13 protein-coding genes and 1 other annotated feature are annotated in these 20,122 nt (G+C 37.6%); of the genes, 9 read left to right on the top strand and 4 right to left on the bottom strand.

The features are described from left to right. The first annotated feature begins 4 nt into the window (after positions 1 to 4). The 3 genes from hemL (at position 5) to ysxE (ending at position 4,117) form a co-directional block, all read left to right on the top strand. Positions 5 to 1,294 carry a glutamate-1-semialdehyde 2,1-aminomutase gene (gene hemL / locus LS684_RS15575; RefSeq protein WP_233807275.1) on the top strand — a complete coding sequence of 430 codons (1,290 nt, stop codon included), beginning with the start codon at positions 5 to 7 and terminating at the stop codon, positions 1,292 to 1,294. Positions 1,295 to 1,648: 354 nt separating this feature from the next. Beyond that, positions 1,649 to 2,836 (top strand): stage VI sporulation protein D, encoded by a 1,188-nt coding sequence (spoVID, locus tag LS684_RS15570; protein WP_233807274.1) that lies wholly within the window; start codon positions 1,649 to 1,651, stop codon positions 2,834 to 2,836. A 228-nt stretch (positions 2,837 to 3,064) separates the two neighbouring features. Further along, the gene (gene ysxE / locus LS684_RS15565) at positions 3,065 to 4,117 is read left to right on the top strand and encodes a spore coat protein YsxE (protein ID WP_233807273.1); all 1,053 of its coding nucleotides are present in this window, start codon (positions 3,065 to 3,067) and stop codon (positions 4,115 to 4,117) included. 15 nt (positions 4,118 to 4,132) lie between these two features. Here the strand turns inward: ysxE and LS684_RS15560 are convergent, their stop codons facing one another. Then, positions 4,133 to 4,324, bottom strand: a complete 192-nt coding sequence (locus LS684_RS15560) for a hypothetical protein (RefSeq protein WP_233807272.1) — start codon at positions 4,322 to 4,324, stop codon at positions 4,133 to 4,135. A gap of 202 nt (positions 4,325 to 4,526) precedes the next feature. Then, positions 4,527 to 4,760, top strand: a binding site (T-box leader). 125 nt (positions 4,761 to 4,885) lie between these two features. Here LS684_RS15560 and LS684_RS15555 point away from each other — a divergent pair. The 5 genes from LS684_RS15555 to LS684_RS15535 all read left to right on the top strand — a co-directional run bounded on the left by LS684_RS15555 (position 4,886) and on the right by LS684_RS15535 (position 15,667). Continuing rightward, on the top strand, positions 4,886 to 7,531 hold the full coding sequence (locus tag LS684_RS15555) for a valine--tRNA ligase (protein WP_233807271.1): 2,646 nt from the start codon (positions 4,886 to 4,888) through the stop codon (positions 7,529 to 7,531). Positions 7,532 to 7,616: 85 nt separating this feature from the next. Further along, positions 7,617 to 8,933 carry a bifunctional folylpolyglutamate synthase/dihydrofolate synthase gene (locus LS684_RS15550; RefSeq protein ID WP_233807270.1) on the top strand — a complete coding sequence of 439 codons (1,317 nt, stop codon included), beginning with the start codon at positions 7,617 to 7,619 and terminating at the stop codon, positions 8,931 to 8,933. Positions 8,934 to 9,034: 101 nt separating this feature from the next. Then, positions 9,035 to 10,750 carry a sensor domain-containing diguanylate cyclase gene (locus LS684_RS15545; RefSeq protein ID WP_233807269.1) on the top strand — a complete coding sequence of 572 codons (1,716 nt, stop codon included), beginning with the start codon at positions 9,035 to 9,037 and terminating at the stop codon, positions 10,748 to 10,750. Positions 10,751 to 11,192: 442 nt separating this feature from the next. Continuing rightward, positions 11,193 to 14,660 carry an Ig-like domain-containing protein gene (locus tag LS684_RS15540; RefSeq protein ID WP_233807268.1) on the top strand — a complete coding sequence of 1,156 codons (3,468 nt, stop codon included), beginning with the start codon at positions 11,193 to 11,195 and terminating at the stop codon, positions 14,658 to 14,660. 89 nt (positions 14,661 to 14,749) lie between these two features. After that, positions 14,750 to 15,667 (top strand): ankyrin repeat domain-containing protein, encoded by a 918-nt coding sequence (locus LS684_RS15535; protein WP_233807266.1) that lies wholly within the window; start codon positions 14,750 to 14,752, stop codon positions 15,665 to 15,667. A 19-nt stretch (positions 15,668 to 15,686) separates the two neighbouring features. Here the strand turns inward: LS684_RS15535 and LS684_RS15530 are convergent, their stop codons facing one another. The 3 genes from LS684_RS15530 to LS684_RS15520 are packed head-to-tail and all read right to left on the bottom strand — an operon-like array spanning position 15,687 to position 18,363. Beyond that, positions 15,687 to 17,231, bottom strand: coding sequence for a hypothetical protein (locus LS684_RS15530; RefSeq protein ID WP_233807265.1), 1,545 nt, complete (start codon positions 17,229 to 17,231; stop codon positions 15,687 to 15,689). Between the two features lie 12 nt (positions 17,232 to 17,243). Then, positions 17,244 to 17,867, bottom strand: a complete 624-nt coding sequence (locus LS684_RS15525) for a PulJ/GspJ family protein (protein WP_233807264.1) — start codon at positions 17,865 to 17,867, stop codon at positions 17,244 to 17,246. Beyond that, positions 17,860 to 18,363 carry a type IV pilus modification PilV family protein gene (locus LS684_RS15520; RefSeq protein WP_233807263.1) on the bottom strand — a complete coding sequence of 168 codons (504 nt, stop codon included), beginning with the start codon at positions 18,361 to 18,363 and terminating at the stop codon, positions 17,860 to 17,862. Before LS684_RS15520 ends, LS684_RS15525 begins: the two co-directional genes overlap by 8 nt. 150 nt (positions 18,364 to 18,513) lie before the next feature. Between LS684_RS15520 and LS684_RS15515 the strand changes: the two genes are divergently transcribed. Beyond that, positions 18,514 to 20,052, top strand: a complete 1,539-nt coding sequence (locus tag LS684_RS15515) for a hypothetical protein (RefSeq protein ID WP_233807262.1) — start codon at positions 18,514 to 18,516, stop codon at positions 20,050 to 20,052. Positions 20,053 to 20,122 lie beyond the last annotated feature (70 nt).

Here is a 20,122-nt window from a genome sequence, read left to right as displayed (position 1 = left end):
TAGCATGCGCTCTTACGATAAATCAATAGCTGCTTTTCAAGAAGCAAAGACATTAATGCCTGGTGGAGTTAATAGCCCAGTTCGTGCCTTTAAGTCTGTTCAAATGGATCCAATTTTCATGGAAAGAGGAAAGGGTTCAAAAATATACGACATTGATGGAAATGAGTATATTGACTATGTACTATCGTGGGGACCACTTATTTTAGGCCATAGCAATGACCGTGTAGTCGAGTCAATCAAACAGGTAGCGGAATTGGGTACAAGCTTTGGTGCACCTTCGTTAGTGGAAAACAAACTAGCAAAGCTTGTAATTGAACGAGTCCCATCGATTGAAGTTGTTCGTATGGTATCGTCGGGAACGGAAGCGACGATGAGTGCATTACGTCTGGCACGTGGTTATACAGGAAGGAACAAAATCTTAAAGTTTGAAGGCTGCTATCATGGTCATGGAGACTCACTCTTAATTAAAGCTGGTTCTGGGGTAGCAACGCTTGGCTTACCAGACAGCCCTGGAGTACCTGAAGGGGTTGCTAAAAATACAATAACCGTCCCATATAACGATTTAAATAGTGTGAAGTTTGCGTTTGAACAATTTGGCGAGGATATTGCTGGAGTCATTGTCGAGCCTGTTGCCGGAAATATGGGAGTTGTTCCACCTCAACCAGGTTTTCTAGAAGGTCTTCGAGAGATTACGAGCCAATATGGTACATTATTAATCTTTGATGAAGTTATGACTGGGTTCCGTGTGGGGTATCATTGTGCTCAAGGCTTCTATAATGTCACACCTGATATAACTTGCCTTGGAAAAGTAATTGGAGGCGGACTGCCAGTCGGAGCATATGGTGGAAAAGCAGAAATCATGGAAAGAATTGCACCAAGTGGACCGATCTATCAAGCGGGTACATTATCTGGAAATCCGCTTGCGATGTCAGCAGGCTACGAAACACTCAGTCAGTTAACAGAAGATACGTATAAGGAATTTTCTCGTAAGGCCGATTTGCTTGAACACGGATTAAAAGCAGCGGCGGAAAAGCATGATATTCCACATACAATAAATCGTGCGGGTTCAATGGTTGGACTTTTCTTCACAAATGAAGATGTCATTAATTATGAAAAGGCGAAAACCTCTAACCTAGAATATTTTGCAGCTTATTACCGTGAAATGGCAAATCAAGGAGTATTCCTTCCACCTTCACAATTCGAAGGACTATTTTTATCTACTGCGCATACAGATGAAGACATTCAAAAAACAATTGAAGCTGCAGACCATGCCTTCTCAAAATTAATAGGATAAAGTGATGAGAACGTTTCTATTTCTGAAACGTTCTCTTTTTTTGATTTCTTAAGAAATTATTCATATTATGAATTGCTAATAAGCGCTTCGACAACCGGCTCAACCGCCTAGTCCCTCGAGGTCAGAAGCGGGTATAGAATTGAAGACAAAGAACCCCTTCTATTCTAACTTAGCTTCTGCTTGTCGGGTTTGACCAAGGCGCACTTAGCTTTTGTTCTGTAAGATTGTTCATTTTGCGTTACTTTAATATCTAAACAGCAACAATCTTAAATCTAGTCATAAAACTATTTTTGAACTCATAAAGTGGTAATGACATAGTGATTATGCATTTAGGAAATGAAAGGAGGAGTCGCTTTGTCTCACGGAAATCAATCGTGTTTGCGATTTTCATTAGAAGAATCGGTGTGGTTTCAAAAAGGACAGGAAGTAGCCGAACTCGTATCGATTTCGCTAGATCCAAATATAACAATCCAAGACAACGACCAATATGTTTCGATCAAAGGGTCTTTAGAATTAACAGGCGAATATAAACGTAGTGAAGAAGGAGAATTGGAGCAAGGAGAAGTCTTTCAAGCTCCTAAGTTTGTACAATCCATAGAAGACCGAGGAGAAGGGGTACTTGAATTCTCTCATCGTTTCCCGGTTGATATTACTATTCCAAACAATCGGATTGACAGCATTTATGATATTGATGTAACTGTTGAAACATTCGATTATGTTTTTCCAGAGCGAAGTTGTATGAAACTTACAGCTGAATTGAAAATTACCGGCTTGTACGGAGAACAGCAACATACAACTGTAGAAGAACAGCAACAATCATCCGTAGAAGAAAGACAGGATGAGGCAGAATTAGCTTATCGGTCAGTATCACAATCAACAGAAGTAGAAGTTGAATACGATGATGAGCAGGAAATGGCTTCACAAGAAGATAACTGGGCTCCACCTACTATGCCAAGTGTAGAAGAGTATCCTTCTTTTTCAACAAATAAACGAGATGAAAATGAGCACGTAAACAATGAAGTTAGCTATTCTGAAAAAGAAGAAGAGCTCTTTACTCCTTTTGTAGTGGAAGCAAGAAAACTTCCTAGTACAAACGAAGGTGAAGAAAGTGCTGATGAGGGTACTCCATCAGTCCAACTCCCAGCTCCAGAAATCTCTTTTTCATCTCAAAGAAATGAAGAAGCTAAACCAGCGGACATATATCAATTTGCCGAAAATAATGAAGAGAAATTTGAAAGCCACATGGTTCATTCTGAGGAAAGTTCTTCCTCGTCCTCATCTGAAGAACAGCCGAAAAAGAAAAAGAAATCATCCAAAAAGAACTCTCTTTCATTAGCTGAATTCTTAGCTAGAAAGGAAGAAGAGGATGATTTGGTGAAATTAAAGGTATGTATTGTTCAGCATGGAGATACGATTGACCAATTATCTGAGAGGTATGAAGTGTCCGTTCAGCAGCTTCTGAGAGTCAACCATTTAGAAATCAATCAGGATGTATATGAGGGGCAAGTCTTATATATACCTGTAGCGGTAGTTCATAAGTAAAATGGAATTAGATTATTCTAGAATCAATCGAAAAAAGTTAGAGGCTCGTAACTGACACCATCTTTTGAAACAAAAAATTAAAAAGCAGCGATAATAAACATACAGTCCAGGATAAACAGGCTGAGTAGGGTAGGTATAAAACACATTCCCTGCTCAACTGTTTTCTTTTATTTCATCGATAACTATTTCCTATACGACTCTAACTCAAGCGGAAGAGAGAGGATCGTTATGAATGAATTGCAAGAAGTAGCACCAATAATTAAGAATTACTCTTTAGAACCAAAATTTGTTGAAGGTTTTGGTAAAGTTCAAAAAGTTTATACTGATAAGGGAGTCTTCGCATTAAAAAAAATCAGCCCTTATCATGGCACTGATTTTATTCGACATATCCAGTACTTGTATCAGAAGGGGTATAACCGTATTGTCCCTGTATATCCGACAATGGACGGGCGTTACGCTATCCTGCATAATCAAGCTCTATATTATTTAATGCCTTGGCTTCCTAATGAAGAACGAGAGAATCGCTCAGAACGTCATCAAAAGCTGTTTCGGGAGCTGGCACGCATGCATACGATTTCTAGTCGAGAAATTCCAATTGATCAAGAAGAACGGACCGAGCATTATGAAAAGACATTGGAGCAATGGGAGAAGGAAGAGGAGTTTTTAGAAGGGTTTATGGAACAGTGTGAGGAAAAAATTTATCCTTCCCCGTTTGAAATGGCTTTTATCTTATATTTTAACGATATTAACCAAGCACTAAGATTTTCGAAAAATAAATTAAAAGAATGGTATGAAAAGACAAAAGAGGAGGAAAAAGCAAGAACTGTTGTTGTTCATGGGAAAGTTTCAACGGAGCACTTCCTTTATGATGACAGAGGGTATGGATACTTAGCAAACTTTGAAAAAGCTCGTGAAAGCTCACCATTCCACGATTTGTTACCTATCCTATCAAGGTCGCTAAAGACATATCCGAAGCAATGTGAAGAATGTGTGGATTGGCTTTATACGTATTTAAAATATGCTCCATTTAAAGAGGCAGAAATGCTCTTATTTACAAGTTATTTAGCACACCCAGCTCCAATTATAAAGGCTGCTGAAAAATATTATCATACAGAAGGAAACAAGAGTGAAAGAAAGAATCTTCAACATCTACAAAAGCAATATTGGCTACTAAAGAATACAGAATATGTGGTCATGAGAATTGATGAAATTGAGAAGCAAAAGCAGCAGGCAAAGGAGCAAGCCGCTCAAGCAGAAGCACAGAAAGGAGCCCAAGACTAACGTAGTTAGGGCTCCTTAAATAAATTCTAAATGAAATGCAACAGCAATCAGAATAAAGATGGCTAGTAGCATGACATCAAAAGTTGTTGGTATTAAAAAAGTTCGTATTCCTTGAAAGATGCAAAACGGAATAATCAGTTGAGAGCAAATTCCCCTAATTGAACGTAACCAAGGTGGTAGCGTGTATGGATTATATTTTCTGCGCATCTGTCCCCATCCTTTCGTCAATAATAAGTTTTGAGTACTTAAACCGTAGAGATAGGATTACTTTATCTTATGTATATGTTTGTTTGATTGTGTCTTTCACCTAAATTTTTCCCTCGTAATGTATAAAAGTAAAAAAAATCGTATATGCTTATTGACGTAAATCCCTTTTTTTCGGTAGTATATCTAATATAATCATTCCATATTTGTAGCTAAGATAGGGAAGAGTACAGTGTCCTTTACTTTTAAAGAGAGGAAAGCCATTTGCTGAAAGGCTTTCTAAGTAAACCATTGGAAGGTCGCCCTGGAGCTTCTTTTGCGAAAGGCTTGGTCTGAGTAGTGAGAGACGGAGATCCGTTATCCATGTAAGTGCCAATTTGGTTTATTTGCCAATTGGAAAAAAGGTGGTACCGCGAAATAGCATCCATTCGTCCTTTTATGAGACGGATGGATTTTTTTGTTTTACGTAGGTTCTTGTTCTCTAGGCTTTTGCATAGCAGGTCAGATGAACTGAAGTGGAACAGTGTAACTAGAATTTCAAGTTCTTAAATGGAGGAATAAAAAATGGAAAACAATGAGTTACAAATGCCTACAAAGTATAATCCAAGTAGCATTGAAAAAGGCCGTTATAATTGGTGGTTAGATGGGAAATTTTTCGAGGCGAAGGATGATGAGGAAAAACAGCCATATACGATTGTCATTCCCCCGCCGAATGTAACAGGAAAGCTTCACTTAGGTCATGCCTGGGATACGACACTCCAAGATATATTAACTCGTATGAAGCGTATGCAAGGCTACGATGTTTTATGGCTTCCGGGAATGGATCACGCAGGTATTGCGACTCAAGCAAAGGTAGAAGAAAAGCTTCGCAATGATGGAAAAAGCCGTTATGATCTAGGCAGGGAGAAATTTGTAGAAGAAACTTGGAAATGGAAGGAAGAATACGCAAGTCATATTCGTGAGCAGTGGTCGAAGCTAGGCTTAGGCTTAGATTATAGCCGTGAGCGTTTTACGTTAGATGAGGGGCTATCAAAGGCGGTTCGTGAAGTATTCGTATCTCTTTTCAACAAAGGCCTAATATACCGCGGCGAATATATCATTAACTGGGATCCAGCTACGAAGACGGCTTTATCCGATATAGAAGTAATTTACAAGGATGTTCAAGGTGCGTTCTATCATATGAAATATCCTCTAGCAGATGGATCTGGGCATATTGAAATTGCCACAACCCGTCCAGAAACAATGCTTGGTGACTCAGCTGTTGCTGTTCATCCGGAAGATGATCGCTATAAGCACTTAATTGGAAAAATGGTTACATTACCGATTGTTGGTCGTGAAATTCCAATTGTAGGTGATGATTATGTTGATATGGAGTTCGGTTCAGGAGCCGTGAAAATTACACCAGCACATGATCCAAACGATTTCGAAATCGGAAACCGACACAATTTAGATCGGATCCTTGTGATGAACGAGGATGGAAGCATGAATGACAAAGCTGGTAAATATAGTGGAATGGATCGTTTTGAATGCCGTAAGCAGATTGTGAAAGATTTGCAGGAGCAAGGAGTGCTTTTCAAAATCGAAGAGCATATGCACTCAGTTGGACACTCGGAACGAAGCGGAGCTGTAGTTGAACCATATTTATCTACTCAATGGTTTGTAAAAATGCAACCATTAGCAGATGAGGCAGTTGCACTTCAAAATAAAGAAAATAAGGTGAACTTTGTTCCAGAACGCTTTGAAAAGACATACCTACATTGGATGGAAAATATTCGCGACTGGTGTATTTCTCGACAGCTTTGGTGGGGGCATCGCATTCCAGCTTGGTATCATAAAGAAACAGGTGAAGTATATGTAGGCAATGAAGCTCCTTCAGATATTGAAAATTGGGAGCAGGATAAGGATGTCTTAGATACATGGTTCAGTTCTGCCTTGTGGCCTTTTTCAACGATGGGCTGGCCAGATACAGGAGCAGCTGATTTCAAACGCTATTATCCAACAGCTTGTTTAGTAACAGGCTACGATATCATCTTCTTCTGGGTATCGCGAATGATTTTCCAAGGGCTTGAATTTACCGGTCAACGTCCATTTAACGATGTATTAATTCATGGTCTTGTTCGTGATGCACAAGGGAGAAAAATGAGTAAATCTCTAGGCAATGGAGTTGACCCAATGGATGTTATTGACCAATATGGAGCGGACTCTTTACGTTATTTCTTATCTACTGGCAGCTCGCCTGGTCAAGACCTTCGCTTTAGCATGGAAAAGGTTGAAGCAACTTGGAACTTTGCTAATAAAATTTGGAATGCCTCAAGATTTGCGTTAATGAATATGAACGGTATGAAGTTTGAAGAAATTGATCTAACAGGTGAAAAGTCTGTTGCCGATAAATGGATATTAACACGACTAAATGAAACGATTGAAACGGTAACAAGGCTATCAGACCGTTATGAATTTGGGGAGGTTGGCCGAATACTCTACAATTTCATCTGGGATGATTTCTGTGATTGGTATATTGAAATGGCGAAGCTTCCTTTAAATGGAGAAGATGAAGCAGCCAAGAAAACAACTCGTTCAATTCTTGCATATGTATTAGATCAAACTATGCGTCTGCTTCACCCATTCATGCCATTTATAACAGAAGAAATTTGGCAAAACCTACCACATAAAGGGGAATCAATTACAATTGCAAAATGGCCACAAGTGAACGAGTCACTTACAGATGTTCAAGCCGCAAACGAAATGAAACTTCTAGTTGAGATTATTCGTTCCGTTCGTAACATCCGAGCAGAAGTGAACACTCCGATGAGTAAGAAGATTAAAATGGTCGTTAAAGCTAAGAATGCGGAAACCCTACAAACCATTGAAAAGAATAAAGCCTATATTGAGCGTTTCTGTAATCCAGAGGAGCTAGTGGTTGGCATCGATGTTCAAACGCCAGATAAGGCAATGTCAGCTGTGGTAACGGGCGCTGAGATTATTCTTCCTCTTGAAGGTCTTATTAATATGGAAGAAGAAATTGCTCGATTAGAAAAAGAATGGGATAAACTGAACAAGGAAGTAGAACGTGTTCAGAAAAAACTAAGCAATGAAGGCTTTGTGAAAAAAGCACCAGAAAGTGTAATTGAAGCAGAAAAAGCAAAAGAGCAAGATTATTTAGAAAAAAGAGCTACGGTTGAAGGCAGAATAAAGGAAATGAAAGGAGAATAATTTCTCCTATGGGTCAAACTCTACAGCTAGAGTATTAGTATTTGTAGAGTTTGACCCTTTCCTTATATAAAGTGAGGTGTACAAATTGTTTACAACTTATGATGAGGCGCTTCATTGGATTCATACTCGTTTAAGATTAGGCATAAAGCCAGGACTAAAGAGAATGGAATGGTTGATGGAAAAGTTAGGTCATCCAGAAAGACGGATTCGTGGGATTCATATAGGAGGTACAAATGGCAAGGGGTCGACTGTAACGTATTTACGGTCTATTCTCCAAGAGGCTGGCTATCAGGTTGGTAGCTTTACGTCTCCTTATTTTGAGAGGTTTAATGAACGTATTAGCTTGAATGGAACCCCAATTTCTGATGAAGAAATTGTCGAGTTAGCCAATGTCATCTATCCACTTGCTAATGAACTAGAAACTACAGAACTTGGTGGTCCTACAGAATTTGAAATCATTACCGCAATGAGCTTTTACTATTTTGGTTGTAAGCATCCAGTTGATATTGCCCTCTTTGAGGTAGGGTTAGGTGGACGCTTGGATTCTACTAATATCATACATCCGATGCTCTCCATCATTACAAGTATTGGGTTAGATCATACGGCCATTCTAGGACCTACTTATGCAGATATTTCATTTGAAAAAGCTGGAATAATAAAAAACGGTGTTAGCACAATTACCGCGGTAAAGCAGCCTGAAGCTATAGATGTCATTCGAAATACCGCTGCTGAAAAGAAGTCTCGAATATATGAATTAGACAAAGACTTTTTTATCAAAAATGACTATTCAACAGAAACTGGTGAATGTTTTTCCTTTCATAATTGGTTTAATTCGCTGGAACATATTGAAATTAAAATGATGGGAAAGCATCAAATTGAAAATGCCTCCCTCGCCATCATGGCAAGTCAATTATTATCAAAAAACTATTCATATATAATTGATGAGATCGATATAAAAGCAGGCTTGAATAAAGCCTATTGGCCTGGTCGGTTTGATGTTGTTTCAAAAGAACCGCTTGTCATTGTAGATGGTGCTCATAATGAAGAGGGCATTGACGCTTTAGTTACGGAATTGCAAAAAAGATATTCACATAAAAAAATTAATATCATTTTTGCAGCGCTATCAGATAAGAAGTTGGACCATATGATTGAAAAGCTAGAAACTGTAGCAGAGAAAATGACGTTTGTTAGCTTTGATTTTCCCCGGGCAGCTGATGCAAATACGCTTTACCAATTGAGCAAACTGGACAATAAGCGCATGGAGAATGATTGGAGGATAGCTGTTAAAGAAGTGATTTCATCACTACCTTCCACCGAAGCACTTGTAATCACAGGCTCCCTATATTTTCTGTCAGAAGTACGTCCGTATGCTGCAAAAATCGTAAATATTAATAGGCTGTAAATCATATATTATTAATGTGACAAAAGTTTGAATATTTGATAAAATATCTATTACGACAAAAACTATTTTTTTACAATAATAACAAAGAAAGGGGGGGAGAAATGGTTCAGCCGCATATAAAAAAATTGATTTGGATTTGTTGGTTTCTGATTGTACCAGCTGGAATGTGGATTGTATATCAACAATTTCCACCACAATATGCCGGATCATTTGTTGACCTTACTGCTTTCTTTGTCTTAGTGTCATTTGTTGCAGCTATGCCATTGGTAATAAATAATACACCGATTTTTCTTATTCAATGGGTATCTTTAGCTGTGTTTTTATCTTTCGGCCTACTTGCTGAAATGATTCTCGTGCAATTGGCCATTGTCGTTCTATTGCTTAGGATTCGCATTCGAAAGAGCCAGCTCTTTCGTTTTCCGCTAAATTCGCTTATGTTTTTTATTGTCTCACTTATCAGTGGGCTTGCGTATTATTCATTGGGAGGAAAGCACGGTGTAGCGATTATAGAAAATCCATCGGCCATCTTGCTTGCCTTAACCTATGCCATTTTATACTATGCCATTAATCAGATTATCCTCTCTATTTTCTTTTATTTCGTATATGAACAGAAGACGAACTTTTTTGAGAAAGATTTCATCTGGGAGACCTTTCTTTCTATTCTAACTTTCCCGATTGGGTTAGTTCTCTATATTTTATATAAAGAGGTTGGACTAATATCCTTATTGTTTGTTGGTGTTCCATTTGCAAGCTTGTCTATTATCTTAAATCTCTATCATTCTAGTGAAAAGGTAAATGATTATTTGCAAAAGGCAACTGAAATTGGCCATCAGCTTGCTGAGCGCTTACAGGTCAAAGATGTAATGGACCTGTTTATACAAAAGCTAAGCGGTATGCTTCCAGTTGATTATGCATATATATTAGATGTTGTGGATCAAAAAGAGCTTCACCTCATTTTGCGCATGGAGCATGGGAAAGAATTGGAAACCGATCTAAAGCCACTGAAAAAGCATGAAGGTATTAGTGGGTTAGTCTGGGCAACAAAAAAGACGGCATTATTTAACAAGAAAAAAGAATGGAGAAACATTGTTAAAGGGTATATGCCGCCATCTGTAGAAAGTGTTTTAAGCGTGCCAATTGTTAGAAATAATGAAGTGGTAGGTGTTCTGGTTCTAGCATCTGAGCAAAAGCGAGCCTATGAGAAGTCACAGCTGATGATTGTTGATATTCTCTGTTCACATCTCGCAATTGCCTTAGATAATGCCCGACATTACGAGGAGACAAAGGAAAATAGCGAGAAATGTCCGTTAACAAAATTATATAATTATCGCTTTTTCGACCTGTTACTAGGCAATGAATTTGCCAAGCTTGAACAGAAAAAACGAAGTGTTCTCTCGCTCATCATACTAGATATTGACCATTTTAAATCAGTAAATGACACGTTCGGTCATCAAAGTGGGAATGAAGTCTTATGTGAACTTGCTGCCCGTCTGATTAAGCTTGTTGGGCAAAAAGGTACAGTCGCTAGATATGGTGGTGAAGAGTTCGTTATTCTTCTTCCTGATATCGATAAAAGCGAGGCATTAGCAACAGCTGAGTTAGTGAGGCAAACGATAGCTAATCGACCTTTTACACTAAAACAGCAAATTGAACAAAACGAAAGCAAGCAATTTGTACGGATTACGGCATCGATTGGAGTCGCGACTGCACCAAAGGATGCGGATGATTCGATGGCACTCGTTCGCCATGCAGACAGGGCGCTCTATGTAGGAGCGAAAAGAGCAGGGCGGAATCGGGTTGCGGAATATATAAAATAAGGCTGTGTACTAAAAAAATTGGTTATTAACTAATCGATTGTTGTTCACTACCAGGTAATGTGCCCTTTTTGATTCGAGGGCTAATAGTTGCAGCGGAAGTATGCGAGACGGCTGCTGGAGCAGTGGACAGGTGAGTCTCAACAGGTGAAGCCGAGGAGGATTACCGAACGCCAAGCGGAAAGCTGCCTATGTTTCAAAACAACATTGGATACGTGAATTGTAAAAATATTACACGAATAATGGATAAGAGCAAAGGACAGCTATTTAGTTGTCCTTTTTTGCGTTATAATGAAGAGGATATAACAAAAAAAGTAAGAATATTAATAAATAATTAACAATTACCTATGTAGTTGACATAGGTAAATTGATATAATAATAGTAATAAAGACTTATAATACCTAGATGAACATATAGATAAGAATAAGTGGGAGGAGGAAGGAAGTTGAAAAAGGTATTTTCAAGTGTATTGGTATTGTTATTATTAGTAAGTACTTTCCTACAACCTAGAACAACTGTATTTGCAGATAAAAATATTCCACATTTTAATCCGAAATTAAAAATTCTCGAGATTGTCGATGTAAACCCACAAAATTCCCGCATAAAAGAGGCTTTAGGGGAGGAATCGTTTGAATTTGAAACGATTACAATGAAGCAGTTTGTAGCTTCGAGGGAAGAGTTAGATGGGAAGTACGATTTTATTGCCATCACGGAGGGGGAATATTCAACAACGAAAGTCCCAGAAAAATTAAGTAACAATAATTTAAAAGATCAATGGCATAACACAACAAATGTGATGAATGACATGACAAATTTAAAAGCTAACCAAATTATTGAACAATTTATTGAAAAGGGTCAACCTGTTATTTTAGAAAGAAAAAGTATAGATAATGGGGGATTGTTGGAACAAAATTTCACATCATATAATGGTAAGGATAAAAATGTTATTTTTTATAATGGCAGTGGGAACAGCAAGCAGCAAGACTTAGTAGCGCATATGAAAAATTTCTTAACGAAAAGCGACTATATCCCAAGACCAAGATTTGAATTATCTGTTATTCCTTCTGAGAACAAAAGTGGGAACCAAAAATACAAGCCTGGTGACACCTTGCTGTTTGAGATTAATATGTTAACAAGTGTGAAAAATAAGGATTTAAAAGCCATTCTTTATATTGATAGCGACTTTAATGACCGCTATGAGCCTGCAGAGATGGTGTTAGAACAGCCAGTTTCATCCAATAATACAACACTTTCTTATTCATTGCCACGTGGTTATAGCGGAATTCGGAATTGGAAGCTCGAAGTTATTGATATGGGAACCAATTTAAAGGACTACAAGAAAGATAAAGTCTACTTTAATGATGAAATGGTAGAAGTAAATGTCCTACAGGTCAAGAAACAATCAAGTGATAATACAAGCCTTAGAAGCTCAACCAATATGAATCAATCATACTTACATGTTCCAGGTGAGTATAAAATTAATATTGATGTAACTGACATGGACACATTTAATAAAGATGGAAATAGAGCACCGCTTTATTCTCATGAGAGAATAAACGGAACATACGATATGCTTATTTTCGGGTTTAAGGATGTTTATAACAGTTCTGCAATTAATACAAATGCTGCCAACTCAGTGGAAACATTTATTGAAACAAACCAAAGTATTCTATTTACACATGACACGATCTTCGAGAGTAATAACAACTGGGTAAATTACTTTATGGATGATACAGGTCAGAAAGCTCCGAGAACCGATCTAGGAAAAGGAGCACGTAAAGCTTCCACGGAAACGAATAAAATGAATGAAGGGCTAATCACTACTTATCCCTTTACCTTAGATGACAATATTAGAATTGCTTTAACCCATAACCAATATTACACCTTAGACTTGGAAGATGAAGAAGTAATTCCTTGGTATAACATTCGGGGTGGAACTAGAGATATGTATGACAGCTGGAACCATTATTACACATATTCCAAAGGGAATATTACGTATTCTGGAACAGGACATACTAGCTCAGGATTCCCAACGGAAGAGCAACAGCTTTTTGTAAATACAATGTATCGTGCTTTTCTTGGATCAAACCATGCACCGAAAATTATCGTTAACACGCCAAAAGCAGGTGATGTGATCCCTTCACATCAAAAAATTGAAGCTTCTTATCAAATTCAAGACTTCGACTTAAAGGACAATAAAGTTTCAACCAAGATTTTTGTAAACGATCAATTGATGTATACAGAAGAAAATATTACGAACGGCTCAACTATTGTTCAATCAATCCCACATGGACTTCCAAACGGAGGAGATGTCACACTTAGGATTGAAGCTACCGATGAAAGTGGAGCAAAATCAGAAGAAATCATTCAGCTAAAAGTGGAGAAAATTGCAGCAAATCTAGAAGTAAGTCGTTCAATTGAAAACACTCAAATCATACAAGTGAATGACGTAAAAAGCATTAACTATCTAATTAAGCCAAGGGACATTCAAGGTTCAGCCATCAACCAAATAGATACAGATGAAATCTATGTAAACGACATTACCTATTCAGAAACATTTCCTCCGAATGTGGATGTAATTGTACCAAATGGATTTCAAAAAACTGGTACATTGGCTAGTGGTTATACAGTTACCACGGACTTAGGCCGAATTAAATATACCCGTAGCGGAGATAAGTTTACAGCTGAAGAATTGAATTTTACGATTAAAGTAAAGCCTACAGATAAAGGTGACTTTACGCTGAATACATCAGCTATTACCTATGAAGACATCGCCACAAATAAGGAAACAGCTACCTTTAATGCAATTACGATTCGAGCTGATTATGCATTAGATCGAGTAGAGCTGCCTGGAAATATGGTCATCAATAAAGGGGTACCAAAAAACTTAACGTTAGATCTGAAGCTTTTCCCTGAAAATGCTGGAATTAAAGATAAGACTTGGTCAATTGTGGAAGGTCAATCTGTAGTGAGCATTGATCCGAAAACTGGGGTTGTTACGGCAAATACAAAAGGCAATGCAACGGTGAAAGTGACTGTTACAGATATGTTTAATAATGTTAGAGAAGCCACAACTTATCTTAATGTCCGTATCCCGGTAGAAACGATTACGTTAGCAGATGTAACTCTTAATGTAGGAGAAACGAAAGGGATACCTTTAACGGTTAATCCAGAAGAAGCATATTCTGGAGTGACCATTACGTTAAATGATCCATCGATCGCTACTGTGAATAAAGCAACGAAAGAGATCACCGGATTAAAGGCTGGAACAACGAGGATAACTGTCACTGGAACGAAAGCAGATGGTGAATTGATTACAAAGACTGCAGCTATAACGGTACGTGAAATTCTAATTAGTCAAATTTCTGTCGAGCCATCCTCTATTCGACTTGATAAGTTTGAAACGTTCGATGACTTTACGGTGACAATAGAGCCTAGCAATGCAACGAACAAGCAATTAGAATGGAAATCTCTTGATCCAACAATTGTCAAGGTAATTGAAAATGGTGTCATTCAAGGGGTATCGACAGGTACAGCAGAGATAGAAATCACTTCCAAAGATAATGGGGATGCACGTACGGTGATTACAGTTCAAGTAGGATCTCCATTAACTGGCATCTCGACGAATCCTTCACAGGTTTCCATTGTCAAGGGAGATAACAGCAAGAATATTTCTAGCTTCTTAGTTTACCACCCTAGCGATGTAACGAATGTTACCGAAGAGTACTATCAATCACAAAATGATTATTATGTTGGCGTAAATTCTGATGGAGCTATTTCTGCCAAACGCCTTGGTGAAGCAGACATCTTAATTACAGTCAAAGATGATTCAGGAAAAGTATATTCGGCGAAATTAACTGTGAAAGTAGTGGAATCAGGTACTAACACAGGTGATGATGACGATAAGTGGTAATCACTCCAAACAGGAGCCATAACGTTTGTTATGGCTCCTCTGTTTAGAGATGAAGAGAATTGTAGCATAAGCAAAAAGGAAGTGTTACTTTGAATAAAAAATGGGCTTTGACGGTGCTATTGATCCTTAGTGGATTGTTGGCAGTTACCTTCCTCGTGATGAAATTGGATCTGATCGAGTTAAAGAGTGAGGAAGAAAAGCAAAAGGAAGTTATTTCTGCCATACTTGCTGATGATGAACAGCAATTGACCATCTTAATTGATAAAGGCTATCCTCTGCAGTTCATTTCTGATGAAGGAGATACTCCGCTTGAAACAGCGATAAAAAATTATTCCATCGACATGACCGCCCTCCTCATTAAGCATGGAGGAAAACTGAAGGAGGATGTGGAAGAGCCATTATTCAATCAACTTATATATCTTTTTGATGATGAACAGCAATTGATTGGGCTAGAGGAGTATAAGGAAATGGTTGAGTCCTATGTGTCATTACTGGAAATAGCCAATAATCAATATTCAGAAGAAATAAATGAAATGAACGAAGATGGACAAGGGGTCTTGCATTTTGCAGCCGATCGAGGAGTACCAGCAGTTATTAAATCTCTTTTAGAAATGGGAGCTGAAGGACAAATGAAGGATCATCAAGGTCTTACTCCATTTTTATTTGCAGTAAAAGCAGGTCATCTAGAAGCAGCTATGCTACTTTACAATGAGACTTCTGCAGATGATACCGATCATGAAGGCAATACACCATTGATCAGTGCAGTATTAAATGGTCGAGAGAATATAGTTGAATTTTTAGTAAAGAACGATCCGACTCGTATAGATAGTCGAAATCATTATGGTGATACGGCCTTAATTGTAGCAGCTAATTATGGCTACAAAGAAATTGTTCAATTTCTTTTAAAAGCAGGTGCAGACCCATCGATTCAAACGAAAGAAGGAAAGACAGCTCTGGACTATGCAGCCAATTGGGGGCATAATGATATTGTTGAGTTATTAAAATAAAGGCTGCTCATGCAGCCTCTTAATCTTTTTCTATCAAGTCTGTAAGTACTTCAAGCTTGTTCACTTTTGGCAACCCTTGTGCTTGATTTAAAAAGAGCTTTTTATTATTTTTTAAAGTGAGTCTTGAACGAAGGTAATCATTATTTTGATTAAAGATTAGATCAGATACTCCGTCAGTAGTTTCTCCTCTAAAAGCATTCACTTCTAAATGGCCTTTAGCAAATATACCACCATCTACGGAAATGTATGACCCAACTGCATAAATTTCTGCACTATCTGCAGTATATAGGTAGGCTTTCATTGTACTGCCTATATTCGTGTTAAATTTGTTAACCTTCGATATATCTAGCTTACCTTCTGTCATTAAAATAAGCTCGCTATTACTTAGCCCAGTTAATTCAGCATTTTTAATCGTTGTATCACCTAATACATACATGGTCGAATCAAAGCCGATTTTCCCTTGTATATATACATTTCCAGTAACAAGAATGTTAGCTGAAATATCCATTTGACTGGATCCGACATTTTCAAAAAAAGCATCACCGTTAATAACTAACCATTTTCCTTTATCTACCGTAAGGGAATTCGTATCAATATAAGCATTTCCTAAATACAGATAACTTTTATCACTTTGGTGGTTAGGAATAGCGCTTGAACCAAATGAAGTGATGATGTTAACTGAGCTCCCACCAGTTACAGAAGGGTCGTTAAGATCATCTTTGATTTCCGTCTGTGTCATTGAAGTGCCACCTGTGAGCTGAAATCCGCCTTCACGTAATTTTTCTACAACTGTCTCTCTAATTTTAACTTCGATAAATTCGGTTTGTTCCGTTGAGTACGTAGGTGGGTTTGGATTAAAGGCGCTAGCTAAATTCGCAGGGTCTAACTTAGCCCAATTGATGGATACAGAGCTCCCATCTTGATAACAATCGAAGGAGCAAACTTCCATTTGATTGCTTTCTACTAATACAAAGCTAGAAGACGTTTCTTTAACAGATGGAAATTCAGTTACCACTTTTTTGTCCAAGCTATCATATATATATTTCGCATGGTTACTTATTTTGAGTCCATTATTTGCGTATATATTTCCTTCCTCAAAATAGGTGGATCCGTTGATTGTGAGAATATCTCTAGAGCCTAACGCATATTTTAAAAAGCTTGGCATAGCAGTGATATAGACTTTTTGGCGGTAGCTCTTGCCGCCCGCATATTCAGAAGATACCTCTAACACGCGGGTGTAGTCTTTATTTGAAATATTATATGCTGTGCTTTTATTTGCAATTGAAGCCCCTGAATAAGTGGTTATTATCTCATTGATAATATCTTGATAATCGGAAAGAGTCATGTCTGAACTGTATTCTTCTTTTATTTTCGCTTTAATAAATGCGACACCTTCATTTACCGCCTTGATCGCATCTAAATTTTGTACCACTTCATCTTCCCGTAATTCAGTTCGTTTCGCCCCTCCAATACTAGCAGAGAGGATGGCAAGACCAAGAGTTGTTAAGACAAGGACCGTCAGCATGACAATAATTAATGAAGATCCCCGTTCGTTGTTTATCATATCATCCCTCCGTTAAAATCCAAATGTACTTTTCAGAATTAAGGGCTTGGTTTCTAATAAGCTACTGTTATTGCTCTTGTCATCTTCTATAACTATACTTAAAGCAATTGTACCATGTGTACAGTGACCATTAGAATCATTCGAGCTGCATTGTCCAATTGATATATCTGTCGTTTCTGGTGTGCCGTCTACCGTGGTAGAGGTTGTATTTGATGTATCAACTGATATTTCCCTAGTTTCTTTTTCACTTCCATCAGGATTCATTTCACGTACATAGAATTGATTATTTAAATAAAAAATATAGATATCTGTAGCTGTTGCCGTTGATTCTTCGATAATATATCGATTAACTGTTTTGGCTTCAAAGCGTACCAGTCGAATCCCTGTTGCACCAGTTGTTGTATCTTTGTAGTCTTCAATATAATTCGGAGTATTTTCATATAGCTCATTCAAAATCATGGTAGCAATATAATCGGCGTCGTCTCGAAGTTGACCTTCGATGCCGATTTTTTGATACAATTTTATCCCTGTTATAAATACACTATAAATAATCGAAGAGATGATCGTCATTATCACTAATGTTACAAGAACTTCAATTAGAGTCATCCCACGTTCGGATGAAAGTAGTCTATTCATCTTTTATTACCCCTCTAACTGTAGCAGTTTGGTCGCCCCAGGAAACATGAACTTCGACAGGTATTAAATATTCCTTTAGCTTTGGATCACCATGTGATTCGACGACAACCTTTGTATTGAAAACCTGGTTATTAATCCTTGTAGTGAAAAATCCCTTGCAGACAGATTCTTCGAAGATATGTTCATTGCTTGAAGAGTTTTTATCTTCACAATTTGTAAGTGTGAGTTCTTTTTGAACAGGAGTGGAATCATTCCATTCGCTTGTCGTCCAATAATAGTCCTTGAAGACATCATAATCCTGTTGTTCCATATAGTAGAGAACATTTCTTGCTACGTTAATCCCCACCGTTTTGTCTTCATTTCTTTCCGTGTAAGAATAGGCTTGATTGAATAATGAAAGAACGGATAGAAAAACGATCCCTAAAATAGTAATCGATAATAATATTTCTATTAATGTTACACCTGTTTCGGTTCGCAAAAATTTACAGTTAATCATTTACTCGCCTTCTTTCAAAATACCTAATTATATTATACAATATGTAGGAGTCGAGTATTGTCTTTATAGGACGAAAATATTAAGTTACCAAAAAAGTATTATTGAACAGTTATAAGTAATTTATACTATAGTTAAAAGAGGGGTGAACAAATGGATAGTCTCCTAATGGCTCTTGCGTCATTACTCATCCTAGTTCCAATTATCTATTTATTACCAATCGGAATTTCGACAAAAGGGAAATTTGTCTTAATCATCACATCATTTTTTCTAGCGAACATTGGAATAGTAGCTAAAGTGAGTTTCACCATTTGGCAAACGGCTTTGATTCTACTTCTACTTGTCGTTTTGATGGCTTATATGTTGGATAAGCGTTCAGGGAAATGGATGTATGTCAATAGTGGCGTTACAGAGCCTGGTGATTGGCAGGAAGACCACGTTGATATGACTACTTCTGCTAAGGTAGAACCTAATATGAACGAAGAGGATTCCTCAACTGAAGCATCGGAAGCGTTAGAGAAACATATACCAATTCCACTCGAAGCTAGCATGAATACCTCTAAAGAACAGGATGAAGTTAGAGAGGAACCTGATTATATTAAAGAAATCCATATGGAAAATGAGCTACCTCAAGAATCAAAATCTAGCGATGCACAAGATTTAGACGTAGATGACATGGAAGACGGGCTTTCTCAACTACTAGAAAGAGAGAGCATTTCAGAAGATGAAGATCCATCCGAAGAGACTCATTCATTCTCGACAGTTGATTCAACTGAACCTGATCTAGGCTATATGTCAGAAATTGAGAAGTTATTGGAAAACGATGAAATGGAAGAACAAGATGCTGACATTCAATTGGATGAGGTTGATCCGATGGAAAATCAATTGGATCACCATGAGCCTTCGGAAGTTGAATTGGTTGGAGAACTTGAACCATTAGAAGAAATAAATATAGCTAGCTGGGACAGCGCAGAACTTGAACCGATTATCATGGACAAACAATTGGTAGATAATGAAAAGCAAGAAGAATTACAAGCTTTTCAAGGGGAGCAAGAAACCAATCTAGATGAAAGCCTTGATCAGCGAACGGATCATCTAAAAGATACTCAACAGGAATATGATGCTAAAGAATTGAGTGAGTATGAGTTTAATCTTGTTTTAGATGAATTGGAATCTGAGGATACGGAAGAACTAGATGAACTAAAGGCAATAGCTGAACTAGAAGAACAAGAAGAACAAGAAGAACAAGAAGAACAAGAAGAACAAGAAGAACAAGAAGAACAAGAAGAACAAGAAGGACAAGAAGAACAAGAAGAACTAGAAGAACTAGAAGGTTTTTCGATGGATCTACTAGAGGGGCATAAGGAAGAAGTTCAAGACAGTGAGCTTTTAACAACAAGCGCTTTGCAACAACAACTTTTGCATACGATGGTGGCCCAGATTAAGCTAATGAGGAACCAAATTGCTGATGATGAATACGAGCAACTGATTAAAGAGCATTTACACCCGAGATTACCTAAGCAAGAGTATTATACATTTGCATCATTGCTTGTTGAACATTATATGAAAACGAAACAAACAGATCGCCTACAAGCATTAGTAGTCGAACTGAATGACCAATTTCTAGATTTCCCAATGATTCATATGCAGGTGGAGTATTTGTATCAACAATATTGTGAAAATATCAACTAAATGTAGTTCAAAATGGTAAAATAGTTAGTATACAAAAATACGTTGTGAATGAATAGGTTAGGTGTGATGA

The organism is Cytobacillus spongiae (assembly GCF_021390075.1).
The sequence above is the reverse complement of the archived record's forward strand: the minus strand, read 5'-3'. Positions and strand labels throughout refer to the sequence as shown.

What these genes read in the sequence shown, in the direction of transcription:
- hemL (WP_233807275.1), top strand. Translation starts at nt 5, where the DNA reads ATGCGCTCTTACGATAAATCAATAGCTGCTTTTCAAGAAGCAAAGACA.
- ysxE (WP_233807273.1), top strand. Translation starts at nt 3,065, where the DNA reads ATGAATGAATTGCAAGAAGTAGCACCAATAATTAAGAATTACTCTTTA.
- LS684_RS15560 (WP_233807272.1), bottom strand. Translation starts at nt 4,324, where the DNA reads ATGCGCAGAAAATATAATCCATACACGCTACCACCTTGGTTACGTTCA.
- LS684_RS15555 (WP_233807271.1), top strand. Translation starts at nt 4,886, where the DNA reads ATGGAAAACAATGAGTTACAAATGCCTACAAAGTATAATCCAAGTAGC.
- LS684_RS15545 (WP_233807269.1), top strand. Translation starts at nt 9,035, where the DNA reads ATGGTTCAGCCGCATATAAAAAAATTGATTTGGATTTGTTGGTTTCTG.
- LS684_RS15530 (WP_233807265.1), bottom strand. Translation starts at nt 17,231, where the DNA reads ATGATAAACAACGAACGGGGATCTTCATTAATTATTGTCATGCTGACG.
- LS684_RS15525 (WP_233807264.1), bottom strand. Translation starts at nt 17,867, where the DNA reads ATGAATAGACTACTTTCATCCGAACGTGGGATGACTCTAATTGAAGTT.
- LS684_RS15520 (WP_233807263.1), bottom strand. Translation starts at nt 18,363, where the DNA reads ATGATTAACTGTAAATTTTTGCGAACCGAAACAGGTGTAACATTAATA.
- LS684_RS15515 (WP_233807262.1), top strand. Translation starts at nt 18,514, where the DNA reads ATGGATAGTCTCCTAATGGCTCTTGCGTCATTACTCATCCTAGTTCCA.